This is a genomic window from Flavobacterium sp. CLA17 (assembly GCF_013112255.2).
In the GTDB taxonomy this organism is placed as follows: domain Bacteria; phylum Bacteroidota; class Bacteroidia; order Flavobacteriales; family Flavobacteriaceae; genus Flavobacterium; species Flavobacterium circumlabens.
The window spans coordinates 904,432-926,956 of sequence record NZ_CP068294.1; the positions used below are offsets into that span (position 1 = coordinate 904,432).

The 22,525-nt window shown below is 35.1% G+C and carries 23 protein-coding genes; 17 read left to right on the top strand and 6 right to left on the bottom strand.

Features of this window, described 5'->3' with window-relative positions; genetic code table 11:
- Positions 1 to 32 precede the first annotated feature (32 nt).
- Complete coding sequence (gene murC, locus HAV12_RS03835; protein WP_171568571.1) at positions 33 to 1,388, top strand: UDP-N-acetylmuramate--L-alanine ligase; 1,356 nt, start codon at positions 33 to 35, stop codon at positions 1,386 to 1,388.
- Between the two features lie 120 nt (positions 1,389 to 1,508).
- Here the strand turns inward: murC and HAV12_RS03840 are convergent, their stop codons facing one another.
- Entirely contained in the window at positions 1,509 to 2,135 is a 627-nt protein-coding gene (locus tag HAV12_RS03840; protein WP_171568572.1) for a DUF1287 domain-containing protein, read from the bottom strand.
- A 115-nt stretch (positions 2,136 to 2,250) separates the two neighbouring features.
- Between HAV12_RS03840 and radC the strand changes: the two genes are divergently transcribed.
- From radC to HAV12_RS03855, 3 genes are read left to right on the top strand one after another with little or no spacing between them, the layout of a single operon-like run.
- Positions 2,251 to 2,940: a DNA repair protein RadC gene (gene radC / locus HAV12_RS03845; protein WP_132036339.1), complete on the top strand. Its 690-nt coding sequence runs from the start codon at positions 2,251 to 2,253 to the stop codon at positions 2,938 to 2,940.
- 3 nt (positions 2,941 to 2,943) lie between these two features.
- Positions 2,944 to 3,630: a YjjG family noncanonical pyrimidine nucleotidase gene (locus HAV12_RS03850; protein WP_171568573.1), complete on the top strand. Its 687-nt coding sequence runs from the start codon at positions 2,944 to 2,946 to the stop codon at positions 3,628 to 3,630.
- A gap of 2 nt (positions 3,631 to 3,632) precedes the next feature.
- The gene (locus HAV12_RS03855; protein ID WP_171568574.1) at positions 3,633 to 4,388 is read left to right on the top strand and encodes a hypothetical protein; all 756 of its coding nucleotides are present in this window, start codon (positions 3,633 to 3,635) and stop codon (positions 4,386 to 4,388) included.
- Positions 4,389 to 4,403: 15 nt separating this feature from the next.
- On the opposite strand, the gene HAV12_RS03860 is transcribed toward HAV12_RS03855, so the two are convergent.
- Positions 4,404 to 5,681: a replication-associated recombination protein A gene (locus tag HAV12_RS03860; RefSeq protein WP_171568575.1), complete on the bottom strand. Its 1,278-nt coding sequence runs from the start codon at positions 5,679 to 5,681 to the stop codon at positions 4,404 to 4,406.
- 220 nt (positions 5,682 to 5,901) lie between these two features.
- Here HAV12_RS03860 and HAV12_RS03865 point away from each other — a divergent pair, with 220 nt between their 5' ends.
- Positions 5,902 to 6,669, top strand: coding sequence for a rhomboid family intramembrane serine protease (locus tag HAV12_RS03865; RefSeq protein ID WP_171568576.1), 768 nt, complete (start codon positions 5,902 to 5,904; stop codon positions 6,667 to 6,669).
- A 195-nt stretch (positions 6,670 to 6,864) separates the two neighbouring features.
- On the opposite strand, the gene rlmB is transcribed toward HAV12_RS03865, so the two are convergent.
- The 4 genes from rlmB to HAV12_RS03885 form a co-directional block, all read right to left on the bottom strand.
- A complete protein-coding gene (gene rlmB, locus HAV12_RS03870; protein ID WP_132036344.1) occupies positions 6,865 to 7,599 on the bottom strand; it encodes a 23S rRNA (guanosine(2251)-2'-O)-methyltransferase RlmB in 735 nt (244 codons plus the stop codon).
- An 85-nt stretch (positions 7,600 to 7,684) separates the two neighbouring features.
- On the bottom strand, positions 7,685 to 9,127 hold the full coding sequence (locus HAV12_RS03875; protein WP_171568577.1) for a SusD/RagB family nutrient-binding outer membrane lipoprotein: 1,443 nt from the start codon (positions 9,125 to 9,127) through the stop codon (positions 7,685 to 7,687).
- A 12-nt stretch (positions 9,128 to 9,139) separates the two neighbouring features.
- On the bottom strand, positions 9,140 to 12,385 hold the full coding sequence (locus tag HAV12_RS03880) for a SusC/RagA family TonB-linked outer membrane protein (protein ID WP_171568578.1): 3,246 nt from the start codon (positions 12,383 to 12,385) through the stop codon (positions 9,140 to 9,142).
- An 84-nt stretch (positions 12,386 to 12,469) separates the two neighbouring features.
- Entirely contained in the window at positions 12,470 to 13,774 is a 1,305-nt protein-coding gene (locus HAV12_RS03885; protein WP_240345231.1) for a hypothetical protein, read from the bottom strand.
- Positions 13,775 to 14,352: 578 nt separating this feature from the next.
- Between HAV12_RS03885 and rpsL the strand changes: the two genes are divergently transcribed.
- The 12 genes from rpsL (at position 14,353) to rplP (ending at position 22,516) form a co-directional block, all read left to right on the top strand.
- A complete protein-coding gene (rpsL, locus tag HAV12_RS03890; protein WP_007136570.1) occupies positions 14,353 to 14,736 on the top strand; it encodes a 30S ribosomal protein S12 in 384 nt (127 codons plus the stop codon).
- Positions 14,737 to 14,856: 120 nt separating this feature from the next.
- Positions 14,857 to 15,333 (top strand): 30S ribosomal protein S7, encoded by a 477-nt coding sequence (gene rpsG, locus HAV12_RS03895; protein ID WP_007803600.1) that lies wholly within the window; start codon positions 14,857 to 14,859, stop codon positions 15,331 to 15,333.
- 11 nt (positions 15,334 to 15,344) lie between these two features.
- On the top strand, positions 15,345 to 17,501 hold the full coding sequence (gene fusA, locus HAV12_RS03900) for an elongation factor G (RefSeq protein WP_171568579.1): 2,157 nt from the start codon (positions 15,345 to 15,347) through the stop codon (positions 17,499 to 17,501).
- Between the two features lie 11 nt (positions 17,502 to 17,512).
- Positions 17,513 to 17,818 carry a 30S ribosomal protein S10 gene (gene rpsJ, locus HAV12_RS03905; protein WP_007803605.1) on the top strand — a complete coding sequence of 102 codons (306 nt, stop codon included), beginning with the start codon at positions 17,513 to 17,515 and terminating at the stop codon, positions 17,816 to 17,818.
- A gap of 402 nt (positions 17,819 to 18,220) precedes the next feature.
- Complete coding sequence (rplC, locus tag HAV12_RS03910) at positions 18,221 to 18,838, top strand: 50S ribosomal protein L3 (protein WP_089478369.1); 618 nt, start codon at positions 18,221 to 18,223, stop codon at positions 18,836 to 18,838.
- Complete coding sequence (rplD, locus tag HAV12_RS03915; protein WP_132036348.1) at positions 18,838 to 19,467, top strand: 50S ribosomal protein L4; 630 nt, start codon at positions 18,838 to 18,840, stop codon at positions 19,465 to 19,467. The genes rplC and rplD overlap by 1 nt, the downstream gene beginning before the upstream one ends.
- A gap of 7 nt (positions 19,468 to 19,474) precedes the next feature.
- A complete protein-coding gene (gene rplW, locus HAV12_RS03920; RefSeq protein WP_017495018.1) occupies positions 19,475 to 19,765 on the top strand; it encodes a 50S ribosomal protein L23 in 291 nt (96 codons plus the stop codon).
- Between the two features lie 9 nt (positions 19,766 to 19,774).
- Positions 19,775 to 20,599, top strand: coding sequence for a 50S ribosomal protein L2 (gene rplB, locus HAV12_RS03925; RefSeq protein ID WP_059114053.1), 825 nt, complete (start codon positions 19,775 to 19,777; stop codon positions 20,597 to 20,599).
- Positions 20,600 to 20,605: 6 nt separating this feature from the next.
- A complete protein-coding gene (rpsS, locus tag HAV12_RS03930) occupies positions 20,606 to 20,884 on the top strand; it encodes a 30S ribosomal protein S19 (protein ID WP_007803626.1) in 279 nt (92 codons plus the stop codon).
- A gap of 6 nt (positions 20,885 to 20,890) precedes the next feature.
- Positions 20,891 to 21,304 (top strand): 50S ribosomal protein L22, encoded by a 414-nt coding sequence (gene rplV, locus HAV12_RS03935; protein ID WP_007803631.1) that lies wholly within the window; start codon positions 20,891 to 20,893, stop codon positions 21,302 to 21,304.
- A 5-nt stretch (positions 21,305 to 21,309) separates the two neighbouring features.
- Positions 21,310 to 22,071, top strand: a complete 762-nt coding sequence (rpsC, locus tag HAV12_RS03940) for a 30S ribosomal protein S3 (protein ID WP_007803635.1) — start codon at positions 21,310 to 21,312, stop codon at positions 22,069 to 22,071.
- Between the two features lie 19 nt (positions 22,072 to 22,090).
- Complete coding sequence (gene rplP, locus HAV12_RS03945; RefSeq protein ID WP_007803637.1) at positions 22,091 to 22,516, top strand: 50S ribosomal protein L16; 426 nt, start codon at positions 22,091 to 22,093, stop codon at positions 22,514 to 22,516.
- Positions 22,517 to 22,525: the final 9 nt, after the last annotated feature.

Consider the following 22,525-nt stretch of genomic DNA (forward strand, 5'->3'; position numbering starts at 1 on the left):
GGAGTTTGGAACTTAAAAAATTGGAATTTTAAATGAAAACACATTTTATCGCCATTGGCGGAAGTGCTATGCACAATCTGGCATTAGCATTGCATAACAAAGGATATCACGTTACAGGAAGTGACGATGCTATTTTTGAACCATCAAAATCAAGATTGGAAAAAAAAGGAATTCTTCCTGCTGAATTAGGCTGGTTTCCCGAAAAAATCACTTCTGATATCGATGCGATCATTTTAGGGATGCACGCAAAAGCAGATAACCCGGAATTACTGAAAGCACAGGATTTAGGATTAAAAATATATTCGTATCCGGAATTTTTATACGAACAATCTAAAAACAAAACCCGTGTTGTTATTGGAGGTTCTCACGGTAAAACGACAATCACTTCGATGATTTTGCACGTTATGCATTACCATAATATAGCCGTTGATTATATGGTTGGCGCACAATTAGAAGGATTTGATACAATGGTTCATCTAACGGAAGAAAATGATTTTATTGTTTTGGAAGGTGACGAATATTTATCTTCCCCAATTGACAGAAGACCAAAGTTCCACTTGTACCAGCCTAATATTGCTTTGATCTCCGGAATTGCCTGGGATCATATAAATGTTTTTCCAACCTATGAAAATTACGTAGAACAATTCGAAATTTTCATTGGAAAAATCACGAATGGCGGAATTTTGGTGTACAACGAAAATGATCCGGAAGTAAAACGCGTTTCAGAGGCGGCAACAAACCCAATTCGTAAATTAGCCTATCACACACCGGAATATACCGTTAGTGATGGTGTTACGCTGTTAAAAACGCCGGAGGGGGATATGCCGATAGAAGTTTTCGGAGCCCATAACTTAAACAATTTAGCCGGAGCCAAATGGATCTGTCAGAATATGGGTGTCGATGAAGCTGATTTCTATGAGGCAATCGCCAGTTTTAAAGGAGCTTCCAAACGTCTTGAAAAAATTGCCGAAGGAAAAGGGAAAGTGGCCTATAAAGATTTTGCACATTCACCAAGTAAAGTAGCTGCAACAACCAAAGCCGTAAAAGAACAATATCCAAACAGAACTTTAGTAGCTTGTTTAGAATTGCATACTTATAGCAGCTTAAATGCTGAATTCTTAAAAGAATATGAAGGCGCTCTGGAATATGCCGATGTTGCAGTAGTATTCTATTCACCCGATGCCGTCAAAATTAAGCAGCTTGAAGAAGTTACCTACGAGCAAATCGCAACTTCTTTTAATAGAAAAGATTTGATCATTTATACGAATCCCGCTGAATTTAAAGAATACCTTTTTAATTTAAACCTGGAAAATTCCGCTTTGCTTTTAATGAGCTCAGGAAATTACGGAGGACTAAATTTTGATGAGGTAAAAGGGTTGATTAATTAGATAATTTGACAATTAGAAAATGAGATAATAGGCCAATTGCAGTTTTGTAATTGGCTTTTTTTTATTTTAAATTTTGATTAGAATTTGGAATTTAAAGTTTGGAATTTAAGTTTTGAAATTTTATTTCCAATAATGGTAGTGTCCTGTAATTTTATACTCAAATAAACAATCTTCCAGAACCTGACCTCCGCCAACATTGTGCACGATGAGATTTCTTTTTCCGTCTTTTGATTTTTTGTTGGTGACGATTCCGATATGAGGAAGTTTCCCGTTTATCATCCAGGTTACCATTTCTCCGGTTTTATAAGCTGAAGGGTTTTGACTTACGGCAAGTTTTTCGCCTTTTCTTTCAAAAAAAACTTCTAAATTGGGCACTCTTCGGTGATCGATGTTAGTGTCTGTTTTTGTCATTCCCCATTTTTCCAGATTGGGATATTCTGGAAAATTGGCGACCATATCCTCATGAACTTCTTTTTGTAAATCAATCCCTAATTTCCGATAAGTTCGAATGATAACATCCGTACATACTCCTTTGCTTTTAGGAATATCACCGTTGGGATATGCTATAGAAAAATAGGCAGGATCATAATCTATTGTTGGATCAACTAATGATATAGCGGCATCAGATAATTTTTCTTCAAATGTTTTTGAAGTGGAGTTTGTTGTAAAAGATGCAGTTTGTTCTTTTTCTTTTTGATGACAGGAATACAATAAGATCAGGAATAAAAGGATAGAAATCTGTTTCATCTTTTTTTATTCAAATTTAGGAATAAATAAAATTGTAATTTATGTTTATTTTGAATGAATTTTCTTCTTTTTTTTATTAGCTTAGCACGATAAGATATTATTTAATTTATTACCAATGGAGGCTAAATATTTTCCTATTACAAAATGGTCAGACGAAGACAAGCCGCGTGAAAAATTAATGTCAAAAGGTAAAAGTGCTTTAAGTAACGCCGAGTTAATCGCTATTTTAATAGTTGCTGGCAGCAGAAATGAATCTGCTGTTAGTTTAAGTAAACGAATTCTGGCTAGTGCTGATAGTCTCAATGCACTTGGAAAAATGTCTGTTTCAGAATTGATGAATTTCAAAGGAATAGGGCAGGCCAAAGCAATAATGATTATAGCAGCCCTGGAACTGGGGCGTCGCCGAAGAGCTGAAGATACTGTTGAACTCACTAAAATTACATCCAGTAAATTGGTTTTTGATATCATGCAACCTGTAATAGGCGAATTACCGCATGAAGAATTTTGGGTGCTTTTTCTGAATAATTCAAATAAAGTGATTTCTAAATCGCAATTAAGCAAAGGAGGAATATCAGGTACAATTGTTGATGTACGTTTGGTTTTTAAATTGGCATTAGAAATTAATGCTACAAGCTTGATTTTATGCCATAATCATCCTTCAGGAGCATTAAAGCCAAGTGATGCCGATATAAAGATTACAAAGAAATTGAAATGGGCAGGGGATAGTTTAGATGTTAAAGTTTTAGATCATTTGATTATTACTGAAACAAAATATTATAGTTTTGTAGATGAAGGAATTTTTTAATATATGAGTACTATTATTACCGATATCTTTTTCGATTTAGACCACACACTTTGGGATTTTGACAAAAATTCTGAAATGGCTTTCGATCGTATTTTTAAAGCGAATTACCCGGGTATAAGCACAGCTGATTTTATAGAGAAGTACATGCCCATCAATCAGGCTTGTTGGAAATTATATCAGCATGATAAAATTACCCATCAGGAGTTGCGTTATAATCGGCTAAAATTTTCATTTGATGCTTTGAACCATCAGATTTCAGATCACGATATTGATGCCATTGCAAATGATTATATCGAACTCTTAACCGAAAATAATCATCTTTTTGATGGTGCTATTGAAGTTCTGGAATATTTGCAACCAAAATACAAATTGCATATCATTACTAATGGCTTTGCCGGAGTACAGGATAAAAAAATCAGAAATGCCCAACTTTCGGGTTATTTTGCAACTATAACAAATTCGGAGCTGGCGGGTGTAAAAAAGCCAAATAGTATTATCTTTGATTATGCAGTAAATTTGGCTCAGGCATCAAAAGAGAGATGTATTATGATTGGAGACTGTCTAGATGCAGATGTAAATGGGGCGTTAAATGCTGGCTTAGACGCCATTTTCTTTAATGATAAGCAAATTGAAGCGCCTGAAAATATTAAACAAATAAATCATTTATTAGAACTTAAAAAATATTTATAATTATGAGAATTAAATTTTTGTTGATTGCACTTTTAGTTTCAGTTATCGGATTTTCGCAATCTGTAAACGATTATAAAGCTGTGATTATTCCGTTAAAATATGAGTTTATTAAAACCGATAATCAATACAGACTAGCAACAAGTACTAAATCAAATTTAGTGAAAGCCGGTTTTAAGGCATTTTATGTCAACGAAGAAATTCCTGCCGAATTTAGTGATCGTTGTCAGCTTTTATACATAGATGTAAAAAAGGAAAATGGTTTTTTGGTAACAAAGCTTTTTGTTCAGTTAAAAGATTGCTACGGAAAAATAATTTACACTTCTGAAATTGGAAAAAGTAAAGAGAAAGATTATGAGATTGCTTACAGGGAAGCTCTTGAGCAGGCATTTATATCCGTAAATGCTTTGCATTATGCCTATAATGGAAAAGCTGTTGCAACATCCTCCTCCTCTCCGGCTAAGATTTCTAATGTAGCTGCTTCAGTTCCTACTGTAGCGACGACTGCAGTTGTTGCTGCTCCGGTTGCAGATGTTTCAGATCCGAATTTGCTTTACGCACAACCCACAGAAAACGGATATCAACTAATTGATAAAACGCCAAAAGTAGTAATGAAATTGCTTAAAACGTCTCGTGCTGATTCTTTTATAGCAATTAAAGACGGTATTCAGGGAACGTTAAATGCTAAAGATAATCAGTGGTTTTTTGAATATTACCAAAATGATAAAATGGTATCTGAAAAAATATCTGTTAAATTCTAAAATATAAAATACGGTTTAATAACCATATTTATCTTTCCAGCGGTTCTTTAAAAATTCGCGGTTGCTATTCTCTCGAGAATTGCTTCCCGGATTATAAAGAACTGTTTCTTTTATGGCATCCGGCAAAAACTCCTGATCTGCAAAATTATTGGCATAATCATGAGAATATTTGTAATCTTCGCCATAACCCAATTCTTTCATTAATTTAGTCGGAGCATTTCGCAGGTGAATCGGAACTGGTAAATCTCCGGTTTGCTTAACCAGTTGCTGCGCATTTCCTATTGCCATATACGAAGCATTGCTTTTTGGGGAAGTAGCTAAATAAATAGCGCATTGACTCAATATAATGCGGCTTTCAGGATAGCCAATGGTCGACACAGCCTGAAAGGTGTTGTTGGCCATAATAAAAGCGGTAGGATTGGCATTTCCGATGTCTTCACTCGATAAAATTAGCATTCTTCTGGCGATAAATTTTACATCTTCACCGCCTTCAATCATTCTCGCTAACCAATAAACAGCTCCATTCGGATCACTTCCCCGGATTGATTTTATAAATGCAGAAACAATATCGTAATGTTGTTCTCCGGTTTTATCATACAAAACGGTATTTTGCTGAACCAATTCAAATACACGATCGTTTGTAATCACAATTTCTCCTTCCGGAGAGGCATTCACTACCAATTCAAAGATATTAAGAAGTTTTCTGCCATCTCCGCCAGAAAGTCTTAATAAAGCTTCGGTTTCCTTCAGGATTATGTTTTTTGAAGCTAATTCAGTGTCAGTCTTCATCGCACGCTGCAAAAGGGCTTCCAGATCATTTTTGCTGAAAGCATTCAATATATAAACCTGACAGCGTGATAATAGGGCAGGTATGACTTCAAAACTTGGATTTTCTGTAGTAGCACCAATTAATGTGATCCAGCCTTTCTCTACGGCTGCCAAAAGGGAATCTTGTTGGGACTTACTAAATCTGTGGATCTCGTCAATAAATAAAATTGGGTTTCTGGCAGTAAATAATCCGCCACTTTGTTTTGCTTTTTCAATTACATCACGAATATCTTTTACTCCGGAGTTTATGGCACTCAAAATATAAAAAGGACGTTTTGATTCCTGTGCTATAATCTGGGCCAATGTAGTTTTTCCAGTTCCCGGAGGCCCCCAAAAGATTAAGGAAGGGATAATTCCTTTGGATATTTGTTGGGTCAACGAACCATTAGGCCCAACCAAATGATGCTGACTAATATAATCTTCTAATTTTTGTGGGCGAATACGCTCTGCTAACGGTGCTTCCATTTTGTAAAATTACTGTTTTCAATTTATTTTTTTTGTTTTAAGGAGCTAATTCCTGCTGTTCGCTATATCTTTTTCCGGCTAAAGAAGCCAGAAAAAGGATGCCGCTGCCATCAGGGCTAAAAAGCGTATCTGAGAATATTTTCGGGTAGCTGACAAATTATCAGTAAATTATATTTGGATAGTTTTTTGATAATTAATCCTTGAACCTATTATTGGAATTATGAATGACGATCATTTTAAGTTTTCAAATGCTGTTATCGGACTTCCGGTATTTTTTGTGCTTTTTCTTTGGATAATATACTGGTTTCAAATTCGTTTCGACTTTGATTTTTACCAAAACGGAATTTATCCAAGGGATATTTCAGGATTGCAGGGCGTTTTATTCAGCCCGTTCATTCATGAGAATTTAGGGCATTTGTATAATAACTCTATTCCTCTTTTAGTATTGCTGGCCGCGATGCAGTTTTTTTATCCCAAGCAGACTTTAGCAGTCATTGGCTATGGAATTTTATTCTCCGGTTTGATTACCTGGATCATCGGCAGGCAAAATTATCATATTGGAGCCAGTGGATTAATTTATGTCTTGGTCAGTTTTATCTTTTTTAAAGGAATACAAACCAGATATTACAGATTAGTAGCCCTTTCTTTTTCTGTGGTTCTGCTTTACGGCGGGATGATTTGGTATGTTTTTCCGGATATTGATAAGACGATTTCCTGGGAGGGACATTTGGCTGGTTTTATAACCGGTTTTATGCTGACTCTTTTTTATAAAACTCCGGATTATGCCAAACCAATTGTTTACGAGTGGCAAAAACCGGATTTCAATGCGGAAGCCGATCCTTTTATGAAACATTTTGATGCAGACGGTAATTTTGTCAATACTGAAATTCCGGAAGAGGAGGCAGAAGATGTTTTGACTTATTTTAATTCAAATCTTCTCATTAATTACACGATTAGAAAAAATGATGAATTGGATAAAAATGAATAGATTGAATCGAGGCTTTTGTTTCCGATAATAAATATAGAGAAGAAAGAATTAATTTGAAATTCTGTTTTCAATCTTTATAAAAATATCCATAACAGTAATTTTTAAAAACTGTTATGGATATTTTTATTACCATTTTAAAGTTAAGTAATAAAACATTCCATTCTTTATTACCAATTTAAAACTTCTGATGTATTTTTAGCTTCTTTGACGGACAGCCTCGTATAAAAAAGCACCACAAGCTACCGATACATTTAAAGAACCTATTGTTCCGAACATTGGAAGTTTTGCTTTTTCATCTACAATTTTAAGTACCGAAGGGTTTATTCCGCGGTCTTCAGATCCCATTATTATGGCTACTGGTTCATTCAGTGATAAATCATAAATGTTGTGTTCTGTTTTTTCGGTAGCAGCAACAGTTTTAATTCCGGAGCCCTGAAGATAGAATATAGCATCTTTAATATGCTCTACTTTACAGATTGGAACATTAAAAACAGCACCTGCTGATGTTTTTACAGTGTCTCCGTTTACAGGAGCAGATCCGGCTTTTTGAACAATAATTCCGTTTACACCGGTACATTCAGCAGTACGGATAATAGCGCCGAAATTTCGCGCATCTGAAATTTGATCCAATATTAAAAACAGAGGTTTTAAGCCAGATTCTATGGTAGATTCAACAAGGTGTTCTAAATCAATAAAACCAATAGGTGAAATTGTGGCTACAGCACCCTGGTGATTATTAGGTGTTAGTCTGTTTAGCTTTTCCACAGGAACATAAGAGAAATTTATGTTAGCGCGTTTCATCACCTTCATTAAATCTTTCATTAATTCACCTGAAATTTCTTTCTGGATGAATACTTTGTCTACTTCTTTACCTGCCTGAATTGCTTCTATAATGGCTCTAATTCCAAATATTTGATGTTCTTTTTCCATGGGGCAAATATAAGCATAATGTTTATATAAAAAAAAACCACTCTGAATGAACAGAGTGGTTTTAATATTTTTATTTGAGAATAAATTAGAATTTATCCCAGAATAATTTTGTTGTCAATAAATCTCCACCGATAGCTGTAGATGCAGCTTTCCAGTTTGAGTTATTTACTTGTTGTTCTTTCACAGGGTAAGCCATTCTTACCGGAACTTTACCACCAGCATTGATAATTGCTGTAGCAGGAGCAGTTAAAACAGGGAAATCTAATCTTCTCCAGAAATTCCAAGAAGTCATACCTTGATTAAACATCGCTACCCAAGCTTGCTCTCCAATTGATTTTTTCCAATTAACTGCGTCATATGGGTTAGCTGCAAGATAAGTTGCAGCTTCCGTTGATGTTCCACCCCATTCTAGGATAGAAGCAGTAACAGCTGTATTGTAAGCTGTTGCAGCAGCAGCAGTGTTCCAACGTGCGTTAGCTTCAGCAACATAAAAAGCAACCTCAGTGTAGTTCAGAATAATACCAGGGGTTGTTGCTGTATAAGCAAATTCCCCAATATTTGAGAAGTCACCAAATTCTCCACCTTCACCAATTGTTTGGCCAATGTATGCTCCATTAACATCTGTATAATATTTACTGATCCTTGGGTCATTTTTAGTATTCATGTAATCAACTAATGTTTTACCTGCTATATAGTCATTTCTTCCACTAGCGGCTAAGTTCTCATACAAAGGATTGTAATTTGGAGAGTCAGGAAAATATGCTAATTGGCAATTATCCGCTGCAGATGTCATTACTCCGGCAGCAATAGCTGAAGTTGCAGTAGCTTGTGCTAAACTTGGATTAGAATCTGCAATTCCGATTGCAAGTTTTAATTTTAAAGAGTTAGCCATTTTACGCCACTGTGCAGTGTTACCATTGTAATAATTCTCACCATCATCAAAAGATCCAAAACCAGAAGCAGTGTCATCTAAGTTAGCAATGTCAGCATTAATTCTTGTAATCAAGTCTGCATAAATTGTAGCTGCATCATCATATGCTGGTAATGGGAAAGCTAAAATATCTGAAGATTGAGTATAAGGAATATTTCCAAAAGTATCAACTAACATTTGGTAAGTGTAAACTTGAAGAATATCAATTATTGCTAATTGATTCTTTTTGTTCTTTTGCCAATTTGCTGCTTCAGTTGCAGTTGGTGAATAAGCATTGATTATACTTTTAGCTTTAACCAGATTGTTTATAACATTGGTATAATTATCTGAAAAAATTTGATTAGAAACGTTTCTGTTCGTAAAGTCATAATTACTTTCGTTAACATACGTTGTTTCTTGCCAATATTGCATCGTAAGTCTAAAGTTATTTTCGTTTACACTTGGTGTATTTACGTAATCACTTAATTCCTTTTCTGCATAATTTATCAGCGACCCCGGCACAGTGGTATACGCACTGTTTGGATCTAAGTTTGTATCCTCACTAACACAAGCTGTCATTGACAGACCTACTGCTAGTATTGCTATGATTTTTTTCATTTTTATTTTTTTTTAAAAATTAACTTTGACATTAAAAGAAATATTTCTTGTTGTCGGCATAGGTCCTGATTGGTATCCTGATGTGTTACCTGAAGACAATCCAGCTTCTGGATCAGAGTATGGTAAACTTTTGTCAATGATCCAAAGATTGTTACCTATTAAGCTAAATGAAGCTCCTTTTATAGATTCTCCTAATATGCTTGATGGAAGATTATATGTCAATACAACTTCTCTTAATTTTACAAATCCGGCATCGTAAACAAATGCAGCTGCAGGAGGATCGGTACCTAAAACCTGGCTAGATTGAGATCTGTCTAATCTTGTCGTATTTGTGATGTATTGTGGTTGATTTCCTCCTGGAGTGTAAGCAGGATTTGCCATAACACCTTGTAGAATTTCACCACCACCATTAGGTAATGTATTTCTTATTGGATTTCCTAAGTCATTGTTTCCAACTGAATTAGCATAGATACCAGTTCCGTATCCGTAGTATTGATCAAGTGAGAAAACACTTCCTCCTTTTTTCACATCAATTAAGAAGCTGAAAGAAAGGTTTTTGTAAGTGAATTTATTGTTGATACCACCAGCCCAATCAGCTTGATATGTTCCTAATTTGTTGTCAGTAGTAGTAGAAACTACGTAAGCACCATTGTCTCCAATAATTCTGTTTCCGGAAGCATCAAGTACATAAGTTGTTCCCCAAATTTGACCGTAATCCTGATTAAGAGGAGCATTGATACTAACACCACCTTGAAGTGAGTTAATGTTAATGTTCTCAATACCTGGAGCTAATTCTGTAACTTTTGTGTTAGGATTAGACCAGTTGATATTTACATCCCAAGCAAAGTTAGCCGTTTTAAAAGGAGTAGCGTTAAGTGTAACCTCAAATCCTTTTGTTGTTAATGTACCAGCATTAACTGTGTTGAATGCTACTCCAGTCGCATTTGATACAGGTAATGGTAAAATTTGATCGAAAGCTTTGTTTTGGAACCAAGCGACATCAAAGCCAAGTCTGTTTTTTGCAAATTGCATGTTCAAACCTAACTCAACGTTGTCTAGCTGTTGTGGTTTTAAGTTTGGATTTTTCGCAGTAGTGTTGAATGAGTACACTGGAGATCCGAATGCATTTCTTGGAGTGTATTGATCTTGTAATTGGTTAGGATCTGTATCAGAACCTACTTGCGCGTAAGCTGCTCTCAATTTACCAAAACTGATGAATTCAACATCTTTTAACCAGTTTGAGAAAACAACACTTCCTGATACTGCAGAATACCAATATGCGTTATTGTCTTCAGGTAAAGCAGATGATTGATCTCTTCTTACAGAACCTTCTAAGTAGTATGTTCCTTTGTAACCTAATGTTGCTTGTGCAAATAAACCAAGTACTTCTTTTCTTGTATCTATGATTCTAGGTAAAGCCGGAGTAGATGCAGAGTTAGAAATTGTGTATAAACCAGGAATATATAATCCTCCTGAAGTCATTTGTTGATTGCTGAATCTGTTTTGTACGTTGTAGTTAGTTCCTAAAAGCACATTAAGATTTAAATCTTCAGTTAAGTCTTTTTTGTATGTAGCTAAGAAATCATAATTTTGCTCGCTAAAATTGTAAAGATCTAAAGCATAACCTGAAGGTTGTGCAGGCAGGTTTTGTAAATTTGAGTTAGAACCTAATGTTGCTGGTACTGAACCTACAGCTATTCTATCCTCAGTTTTCATGGTAAATCCATCAGTACCCATTCTTCCAGTTAAACTGAACTCTTTAGATACGTCATAAGTTATACTTGCATTTGCAGCAAATCTTTGTCTACTATCACTGTTGTAATTTTGGTATCTAGTAAAATAAGGATTATCCCAGTAAGCAGGTGCTATAATAGTACCACTTGTTTGGTTCCAACTATAGTTTTGACCACTCATTTCGTAGAAATTCTTTTGATCATTTAGATCAACATTGTTCGCCCACCACTGTCTGAAACCTGCAATTTGATTTCCACCGTAACCTGTTGTATTTCTGTTACGAGTGTTCTGCGCGACATAAGTTGCATTAAATGTTGAACTTAATTTATCGTTAAATTTGTAAGTTGCAGATGCGTTAAAGTTATTCTTACTTAATAAAGCATTTGGTAAGATATCGGAAGTATTTGTGTTCGCGTAAGTTAATCTGTAGGTTGCTTTTTCTGTACCACCAGTTAACGCAATGTTATTAATAGTAGATGTACCAGTTTCAAAAAACTCAATAGGACCATTTTTAGCAGCAACCCATGGTGTTCTTTGTCCAAAAGTAGCAGAACCAGGAATGAATGAGTCATATTGGTAAACTAAAGAACCATCATATTTAGGCCCGTAAGATGCATCGTCTCCGGTTCTGGCTCTTGGTTGGCCATTAAAAGTTGAAAATCTTTGTCCAAAATATCCTTGACCGTATTCTGTTTGGTATTCAGGGAAAGTCTTTTTGTCAACTGTAGACATAGTGTAAGAAGATGAAAACTCTACAGATAAGTCAGTTTTTGATTTTCCTTTTTTAGTTGTAATAATGATCGCTCCATTTTGTGCTCTTGATCCGTAAAGAGCTGTTGCAGCAGCACCTTTTAATACGTTGATCTCAGCAATGTTATTTGGGTTGATATCAGAAGCAGCATTACCATAATCGTAACCACCTCTACCGCTTTTTTGATCGGCACTATTCACGTTATTGTTCAAGATAGGCACACCATCTACAACAAATAAAGCCTGGTTATCACCTAAAATAGATTTAAAACCTCTAAGGACTACGTTAGTAGATCCTCCAAAGTTAGTTCCATTAGTTACGCTAAGACCAGCAACTTTTCCAGATAAGTTATTTACGAAGTTTCCTGTTGGAACTGTTCCTACTTGTTCTGCTGATACTGATTGAGCAGAGTAACCTAGAGATTTTCTCTCTCTTTTAATACCTAAAGCTGTTGTTACAACAACTGCTTCAAGTTCATTTGTGTCAGCACCTAATTTTACATTGATTAGTGATGAACTTGCGGCTACTTCCTGAGATTTCATCCCAATGTAGCTAAATACCAAAACTTGGCTTGTTGATGCTTTGATAGAGAATTTACCATCAAAATCAGTTTGCGTTCCAGTTTTTGTTCCTTTGATCAATACACTTACACCTGGCAAAGGCATACCTGTATTATCGGAAACCATCCCTGAAACAGATCTTTCTTGCGCGAAAGTCAGTTGCGCCACTAGCACTAATAAAAGCACTAAGAATCCATTGAACTTTAGTTTCATTTTTAAATATTTTGAATTAGTATCGCAAAACTCTTAATAATTTGTTAACTTTCCTAATAAATAAAAATCTTTTTTTGATAAACCTCAAAATTTAACATTATAACATATGTTTATGATAGTGTTATATAATTCAAGGTCTTTAATATTTTCTCCCCCATTTGTGAGGATAATTTTTAATAAACCGTTTTTGGTCTGTATCGCGGTACCAGCGCCAATTCCTATTAATTTTTTAATTTTATTTTTATTCAAAGTGCTTGTCAGGTCTTGGTATAAGCCGTAATCTGTAACAGAGTGTATGAATAAATTTTTGGAGACAATATATCTGTATTCTGTAAGAATTAATGTGTTGAAATTGGACTGCAAACTGTTTTCTAAAAATCCCCTAATTGAATTTATTCCGCCAAAACGTTGCAATTCATTTGAAATGTAGTTTTTACTTTTTAAATAGAAATTTTGTGAATTTATGTTAAGGAAGTTGTTTTCATTTAATTTAAAATTGTATGAAATGTTAAGACTGGTATAAAATTGTTTGCTTGATTCTGCAGTTTCAGGGTTGTTATTGGTGTCTCTTTTTCCGTATCCAATTATAAAGTTTGCAAAAGTCTTTTTAGGAAAAAGATTGTTTGTGTTGTCTGTTTTTTTATACTCTAAAGTTGAAGTGATGTATGAGTTTTTATAATCACTAATTAAAAGGTTATTGGTGTTTTGAATGTCACTTGATTCTGTTGATTGATAGCCCAGATATATTTTTGAGTTATAATTAAGATAGTAACCGAGATCGATGGCAGTTTTGGTGTTTTGAAACGTGCTGTCCTGTTTGAATATGTTTAACTGCGCTTTGATTCCAAGAGAGGATTGAAAAATATACGGAATTTCTAATTTGGCGTCGAATGTTTTTTGTTGATTTCCGTCACTTTTCCAATACAGGGAGAATTTTTCTCCGGAATGAAGAATGTTTTGTAAAGTAATATCAAGATATCCATTCAGATTTACTTTTTTATTTTCATCATTTGAAAAGCCGATATAGCCATCAAAATTGTTGGCTCTTCTTTTTTCAATATAAGTGTAGATTTTTGTAGAATCGTTAGTGAATAATATTTCAGGATACTTTGTCTGGGAAATAAATTCAAAACTGTTTATATCTTCGTATAGTTGTTTTGTAATTTCCTGATTGAATGTTTTGTTAAGGTATTTTTTGTTAAGTTGTTTTAAATGTCCTTTCGGGAAAAAATCCTTCCCGCTGTTATTGGTGTAATTCAGGATAATTGAATTTACAGTTCGTTTTTTTTCGGATTTAAAATTTAAGTCAGCATAAATTATTGAATTCTTTCTTTGGATATTTTCAAGTTTTATTTTGCTCAGAGCGAAACCCTGTTTTTCTGCGTCCATTATTTTTTGATTTAAATAATTTTCAATCTCTTCATAAGGGATGATTACAGTGTCATTTTGAGTTTTAGGTGAATTAAAAAATAAATTATTCTTACCTATATATATATGAATGTTTTTTGTTTTGTTTTCAAGACTAATTATAGATAGATAAGTAGAGTCGTTTGTTTTGTTAGTTTCTGTTATTTTATTGCCCAGATAGCCTTTCTTTAAAAGGATATTGGATGTTTTGTTTGTTTCCTCAAATACTGATTTTATATTGTTGTGTTTTGTTGAGTAGTTTATGGAGTCGATTATTTTGCTTCCGTTTTGATTACTTCCTTTAATTTGTAAATAAAAATGTTGGGCATGGCAGCTCAATCCTATAATGAAAATCAATATGTTTAAAAGTTGTTTCAAGTGTTAAGTGTGGTTTATTAAATGTATTGCAAATATCTATTGTTTGTTTCTAAAATCATAAGGATAAATAATGTTATTGAAAATTAATGAATTAACGTTTGTATAGTGAAAAATATTTTATACATTTGCAACCCCGTAAAAAGCGGGAATTTAATATACATAATAAATTTTTAGTATTAATTATGCCAACAATTCAACAATTAGTAAGAACAGGAAGAACTCAGATAACTAAGAAGAGTAAATCGGTTGCTTTAGATTCTTGTCCTCAAAGAAGAGGGGTTTGTACGCGTGTTTACACTACTACACCAAAAAAACCAAACTCTGCAATGCGTAAAGTTGCGCGTGTACGTTTGACAAATGGTAATGAGGTGAATGCTTACATCCCTGGAGAAGGACACAATTTACAAGAGCACTCGATAGTATTAGTTAGAGGTGGAAGGGTAAAAGATTTACCAGGTGTTAGATATCATATCGTTCGTGGAGCGCTTGACACGTCAGGAGTTGCAGGAAGAACGCAAAGAAGATCTAAGTACGGTGCTAAACGCCCAAAAGAAGCAAAAAAGTAATTTAAAACGTTAAGAGTTGGAGGTTAGGAGTTAAGGGTTACGGATTAAAGATGAAAGTCATAAAATCTGAAACACATAACATTTAACGGATAATCTATAACTTTTTATTAAAAAAAAGACATGAGAAAAAGAGCGGCAAAGAAAAGACCACTTTTACCAGATCCGAGGTTTAACGACCAATTGGTAACACGTTTTGTGAACAACTTAATGTGGGATGGTAAGAAATCTACAGCTTTCAAAGTATTTTATGATGCAATTGACATCATCGAATCTAAAAAGCAGGATTCAGAAAAATCTTCATTAGAAATTTGGAAAGATGCTTTAACAAACGTTATGCCTCACGTAGAAGTACGTAGTCGTAGAGTAGGTGGAGCTACATTTCAAATTCCAATGCAAATTAGACCAGACAGAAAAATTTCTATGGCAATGAAGTGGTTAATACTTTATTCAAGAAGAAGAAATGAAAAATCTATGGCACAACGTTTAGCATCAGAATGTTTAGCTGCTGCTAAAGAAGAAGGTGCTGCTGTTAAGAAAAGAATGGATACTCACAAAATGGCAGAAGCTAATAAAGCTTTCTCTCACTTTAGATTTTAATTCGTAAAGAAATGGCTAGAGATTTAAAATATACAAGAAACATCGGAATCGCTGCGCATATTGATGCTGGTAAAACAACAACAACTGAGCGTATCCTTTTTTACACTGGAAAGTCACATAAAATTGGTGAAGTACACGATGGTGCTGCAACAATGGACTGGATGGCTCAAGAGCAAGAAAGAGGTATTACAATTACTTCAGCTGCAACAACTTGTGAGTGGAATTTTCCAACTGAGCAAGGTAAAATTTTGCCTGAATCTTTGCCTTACCACTTTAATATTATTGATACTCCGGGACACGTTGACTTTACCGTAGAGGTAAACCGTTCTTTACGTGTACTTGATGGATTGGTTTTCTTATTTAGTGCTGTTGATGGTGTTGAGCCTCAATCAGAAACTAACTGGAGACTTGCAGATCAATATAGAGTTCCTCGTATGGGATTCGTAAACAAAATGGACCGTCAAGGATCTAACTTTTTGGCAGTTTGTCAACAAGTTCGCGATATGTTGAAATCAAATGCTGTTGCAATCACTTTGCCAATTGGTGAGGAAAATGATTTCAAAGGTGTTGTAGATTTAGTAAAAAACCAAGCTATCATATGGCATGATGCTACTCAAGGGGCAACTTTTGATATTGTGCCGATTCCTGAGGATATGTTAGCTGAAGTTAAAGAATACAGATCTATTCTTATTGAAGCAGTTGCTGATTATGATGAAAATCTTTTGGAGAAATTCATGGAAGATGAAAGCTCTATTACAGAGGAAGAAATCAACAGCGCTTTAAGAGCTGCTACTATGGATATGGCTATCATTCCGATGATCGCTGGTTCTTCTTTCAAAAACAAAGGAGTTCAGTTCATGTTAGATGCAGTTTGTAAATATTTGCCTTCTCCAATGGATAAGGAAGGTATTGAAGGGATTCATCCTGACGATGCTGAATTATTAGAAGAAGATCAAACTAAAATCTTGCGTAAGCCAGATGTAAAAGAGCCGTTCGCTGCTTTGGCATTTAAAATTGCTACTGACCCATTCGTAGGTCGTTTGGCTTTCTTCCGTGCTTATTCTGGACGTTTAGATGCTGGTTCTTATGTTTTGAACACTCGTTCAGGAAATAAAGAAAGAATTTCTCGTATCTACCAAATGCACGCTAACAAACAAAATCCAATCGACTATATTGAGGCTGGAGATATTGGAGCTGCTGTTGGATTTAAAGATATCAAAACTGGAGATACATTGTGTGATGAAAAACACCCAATTATTCTTGAGTCTATGAAATTCCCTGCACCGGTAATTGGTATTGCTATTGAGCCTAAAACAAAAGCTGACGTTGATAAAATGGGTATGGCTTTGGCTAAATTAGCTGAAGAAGATCCTACATTTACAGTTAGAACTGATGAGGCTTCTGGTCAAACAATTATCTCTGGTATGGGTGAGCTTCACTTAGATATCTTAGTGGATCGTATGAAACGTGAATTTAAAGTTGAAGTGAACCAAGGTGAGCCTCAGGTTGAATATAAAGAAGCGTTTACAAAAACTGCAACTCACAGAGAAACTTACAAGAAACAATCTGGAGGTCGTGGTAAATTCGGTGATATCGTATTTACACTTGAGCCTGCTGATGAAGTTGATGGTAAAGTTCCAAAAGGATTACAGTTTATTAATGCTGTAAAAGGTGGTAACGTTCCTAAGGAATATATTCCATCTGTAGAAAAAGGTTTCCGTGAAGCTATGAAAACTGGTCCTTTGGCTGGTTATCAAGTGGATAGTTTGAAAGTAACTTTGACAGACGGATCTTTCCACCCTGTCGATTCTGATGCACTTTCTTTTGAGTTAGCTGCCAGAATGGGTTATAGAGAAGTAGCTAAAGCTGCTGGTGCAATTGTTCTTGAGCCAATCATGAAAATGGAAGTTATTACTCCGGAAGAAAACATGGGAGATATCGTAGGTGATATCAACCGTCGTAGAGGTCAGGTTAATGACATGGGTGACAGAAACGGTGCTAAAACTATTAAAGCTGATGTGCCTTTATCAGAAATGTTTGGATATGTAACAACATTAAGAACATTATCTTCTGGTAGAGCTACTTCAACAATGGAGTTTTCTCACTATGCAGAAACGCCTTCTAATATTTCAGAAGCGGTAATTAAAAAAGCAAAAGGTAACGCTTAATTCTTAAGAAAATGAGTCAAAAAATCAGAATAAAACTAAAATCTTACGATCACATGTTGGTAGATAAGTCTGCTGAAAAGATCGTAAAAACAGTAAAAACTACTGGAGCAGTTGTAACAGGTCCAATTCCGTTACCAACTCACAAAAAACTTTTCACTGTACTACGTTCTCCGCACGTTAACAAGAAAGCGAGAGAGCAATTCGAAGTAATGTCATACAAAAGATTGATTGATATTTATTCGTCTTCATCTAAAACAATCGATGCTTTAATGAAACTTGAATTGCCAAGTGGAGTAGAAGTAGAGATCAAAGTATAATTTTTTATTATATTTATAAAAAAAAAAGCGGAACAGAAATGTTTCGCTTTTTTTGTTTGATTAATTTTCTTTTGCGCTCAATTTTAAATATTTGGTTTTTAATGTTTTGGTTCGTTTTTGACAAGCATGTCTTTTGTATGGCGAGCTGGCGATGTTTTTAATTTTCGAAATAGGTGATTTATGTGGTGAATAGGTCTGTAATAAAAATCAATTTTTGTTTTCTTTATGTAAAAATAACATAGGCTTAATGGTGTATTTAGTTTTTGAAAAGCTTTTCTAATGGATTTAATTTTTGTAACTGTTTGGTATATTCGATTTTAATGTCTACTTTTGCACTCCCTGTTTGGAAATTTCTGTTATTTTCAAATTGAAGGGAATTTTAGTAATTAATAATTAATATTTATGTCTGGGTTAATTGGTAAAAAAATCGGCATGACTAGTATTTTCGACGAAAACGGGAAAAACATTCCTTGTACAGTAATCGAAGCTGGGCCGTGTGTTGTTACCCAAGTCAGAACCAAAGGTGTTGACGGGTACGAAGCGTTGCAACTTGGTTTCGATGACAAAAACGAGAAACATTCCACTAAAGCGGCTTTAGGTCACTTTAAGAAAGCTGGAACTGTTGCTAAGAAAAAAGTCGTTGAATTTCAAGATTTTGCAACTGAACAAAAATTAGGAGATCTTATTGATGTTTCTATTTTTGCTGAAGGAGAATTTGTAGATGTACAAGGTGTATCTAAAGGTAAAGGTTTTCAAGGGGTTGTTAAACGTCACGGATTTGGTGGTGTTGGACAAGCAACTCACGGTCAACACAACCGTTTAAGAGCGCCGGGTTCTGTGGGAGCTTCTTCATATCCATCTAGAGTATTCAAAGGAATGCGTATGGCTGGAAGAATGGGAGGAGACAATGTAAAAGTTCAAAACCTTAGAGTTTTAAAAGTGGTGGCTGAAAAGAACCTGCTTGTTATTAAAGGATGTATTCCTGGACATAAAAACTCTTATGTAATCATTCAGAAGTAATGGAAGTAAAAGTATTAGATTTCAACGGAAAAGATACTGGAAGAAAAGTTCAACTTTCTGATTCAGTATTCGCAATTGAACCAAACAATCACGCTGTATACCTTGATGTAAAGCAATATCTTGCTAATCAAAGACAAGGAACTCACAAAGCTAAAGAAAGAGCTGAAGTTGCAGGAAGTACACGTAAGATTAAAAAACAAAAAGGAACAGGTACAGCTCGTGCGGGAAGTATCAAAAATCCATTGTTTAAAGGTGGTGGAACAGTTTTCGGACCAAGACCAAGAAGTTATTCATTTAAATTGAATAAGAGCTTGAAAAGATTGGCAAGAAAATCAGCTTTCTCAATCAAAGCAAAAGAGTCAAATATTATCGTTCTTGAGGACTTTAAATTTGAAACTCCAAACACTAAAAATTTCATTAACGTTTTGAAAGCTTTAGGGTTAGAAAATAAAAAATCTCTATTTGTGTTGGGAGAGTCAAATAAAAATGTATATTTGTCGTCACGCAATTTGAAGACCTCTAGCGTTGTAAGTAGCTCAGAATTAAGCACTTATGATATTTTAAATACTAATAATTTAGTGCTTTTAGAAGGTTCTTTGGAGTTAATTGAAGAAAATTTAAGCAAATAATAGGAATATGAGTATCATAATTAGACCTATAGTAACAGAAAAAGTAACCAAAGAAAGTGAAGTTTTAAACCGCTTCGGATTCGTTGTTGACAAAAAAGCAAACAAAGTTCAGATTAAGAAAGCTGTTGAAGCTGCTTATGGAGTAACTATCGTTTCAGTTAACACGATGAACGTAAGACCGGATAGAACTACAAAATACACTAAAAGTGGTTTGATCAGTGGAAAGACAAATGCAATTAAGAAAGCGATTGTTCAAGTACAAGAAGGAGAAACAATTGATTTTTACAACAATATCTAAGATAGAAAAATGTCAGTAAGAAAATTAAAACCTATTACCCCAGGTCAGCGATTTAGAGTTGTGAATGGTTATGACGCCATTACAACTGATAAGCCGGAACGCTCTTTGATAGCGCCGATAAAAAACTCTGGAGGTAGAAATAGTCAAGGAAAGATGACCATGCGTTATACGGGTGGTGGTCACAAGCAGAGATATCGTATTATTGATTTCAAACGTACAAAAGAAGGAATTCCGGCTACAGTGAAATCAATCGAATATGATCCAAATCGTACTGCATTTATCGCTTTGTTAGCTTATGCTGATGGAGAGAAAACTTATGTAATTGCTCAAAACGGATTGAAAGTTGGTCAGAAATTAGTTTCTGGTCCTGAATCTCAACCTGAAATTGGTAATACATTGCCTTTAAGCAGAATTCCTTTAGGAACTGTAATCTCTTGTATTGAGTTACGTCCAGGTCAGGGAGCGGTAATCGCTCGTTCAGCTGGTACATTTGCTCAGTTAATGGCAAGAGATGGAAAATATGCGACAATTAAAATGCCATCTGGTGAAACAAGATTGATCTTGTTAACTTGTTCGGCTACAATTGGAGCTGTTTCTAATTCAGACCACCAATTAGTTGTATCTGGTAAAGCAGGTAGAACAAGATGGTTAGGAAGAAGACCTAGAACAAGACCTGTTGCAATGAACCCTGTTGATCACCCGATGGGTGGTGGAGAAGGACGTTCTTCTGGTGGACATCCACGTTCAAGAAATGGAATACCAGCAAAAGGTTATAGAACTCGTTCTAAGAAAAACCCGAGTAACAAGTATATCGTAGAACGTAGAAAGAAATAATAAGATATGGCACGTTCATTAAAAAAAGGACCTTTCGTTCATTATAAGTTAGACAAGAAAGTTCAGGAAAACATTGAAAATGGTAATAAAGGAGTAGTAAAGACTTGGTCTAGAGCTTCTATGATTACTCCGGACTTTGTTGGACAGACTATCGCAGTTCATAACGGTCGTCAATTTGTACCAGTTTACGTAACAGAAAACATGGTAGGTCACAAATTAGGAGAGTTTTCACCAACTAGATCTTTTAGAGGTCATGCTGGAGCAAAAAATAAAGGTAAAAAATAAGAAGCAATGGGAGTTCGTAAAAGAGAAACAGCAGATGCGAGAAAAGAGGCTAATAAGTCTATTGCTTTCGCAAAATTGAATAACTGCCCTACTTCACCTAGAAAAATGCGCTTAGTAGCGGACTTGGTAAGAGGTCAGAAGGTAGAGAGAGCACTTAACATCTTAAGATTCAGTTCTAAAGAGGCTTCAAGAAAATTAGAGAAACTATTATTATCTGCAATCAATAACTGGGAGCAAAAAAATAGTGAAGGTAATTTAGAAGAAGCTGGATTATTTGTTAAAGAGATCAGAGTAGATGGTGGAATGATGTTGAAAAGACTTCGTCCAGCTCCACAAGGTCGTGCACACAGAATAAGAAAACGTTCTAATCACGTAACAATCGTGCTTGGAGCTATCAATAACACACAAAGCAATTCTTAAGCAGCATGGGACAAAAGACAAATCCAATTGGAAATAGACTTGGTATCATCAGAGGGTGGGACTCAAACTGGTATGGTGGAAATGATTACGGTGATAAACTTGCCGAAGATCACAAAATCAGAAAGTATATCCACGCTCGTTTATCAAAAGCTAGTGTATCTAAAGTAATCATCGAGAGAACTTTGAAACTTGTAACCGTTACTATCACTACTGCCAGACCTGGTATCATTATCGGAAAAGGTGGACAAGAGGTAGACAAGTTGAAAGAAGAACTTAAGAAAGTTACTGACAAAGAGGTTCAAATCAACATCTTTGAAATTAAAAGACCTGAATTAGATGCTTATCTTGTGGCGACAAGCATCGCTCGTCAAATCGAAAGTCGTATTTCTTACAGACGTGCAATCAAAATGGCTATTGCTGCTTCTATGCGTATGAACGCTGAAGGTATCAAAGTTTTGATTTCTGGTCGTTTGAATGGTGCTGAGATGGCGCGTTCAGAAGGTTTCAAAGAAGGTAGAATTCCTCTATCAACTTTCAGAGCTGATATTGATTATGCTTTGGCTGAAGCTCACACTACTTATGGTAGAATGGGTATCAAAGTATGGATCATGAAAGGTGAAGTTTATGGAAAGAGAGATCTTTCCCCACTTGCAGGAATGGATAAAAAACAATCCGGAACTGGTGGTGGTAAAGGTGGAGATTCTCCGAGAGGAGACAGAAAACCTTTTAATAAAGGTGGTAAACCAGACGCTCGTAAAAGAAAGTAAATTTTTAAACTAAAGAAAAATGTTACAGCCTAAAAGAACAAAATACCGTAAGGTACAAAAAGGTAAAATGAAAGGTAACTCTCAAAGAGGGCATGAACTTTCTAATGGAATGTTTGGTATTAAATCTGTACATGAAGATGGAATGTTCTTAACCTCTCGTCAAATCGAAGCTGCGCGTATCGCTGCAACTCGTTTCATGAAGAGAGAAGGACAATTATGGATCAAAATATTTCCAGACAAACCAATTACTAAGAAACCTCTTGAGGTACGTATGGGTAAAGGTAAAGGTGCCGTTGAATATTGGGCTGCCGTTGTTAAACCCGGAAGAATTATGTTTGAAGTTGGAGGAGTTCCTTTATCAGTTGCAAAAGAGGCGTTACGTCTTGCAGCTCAAAAGCTTCCAGTAAAAACTAAGTTCGTCGTTGCTAGAGATTTCGAAGCATAATTTATAGTA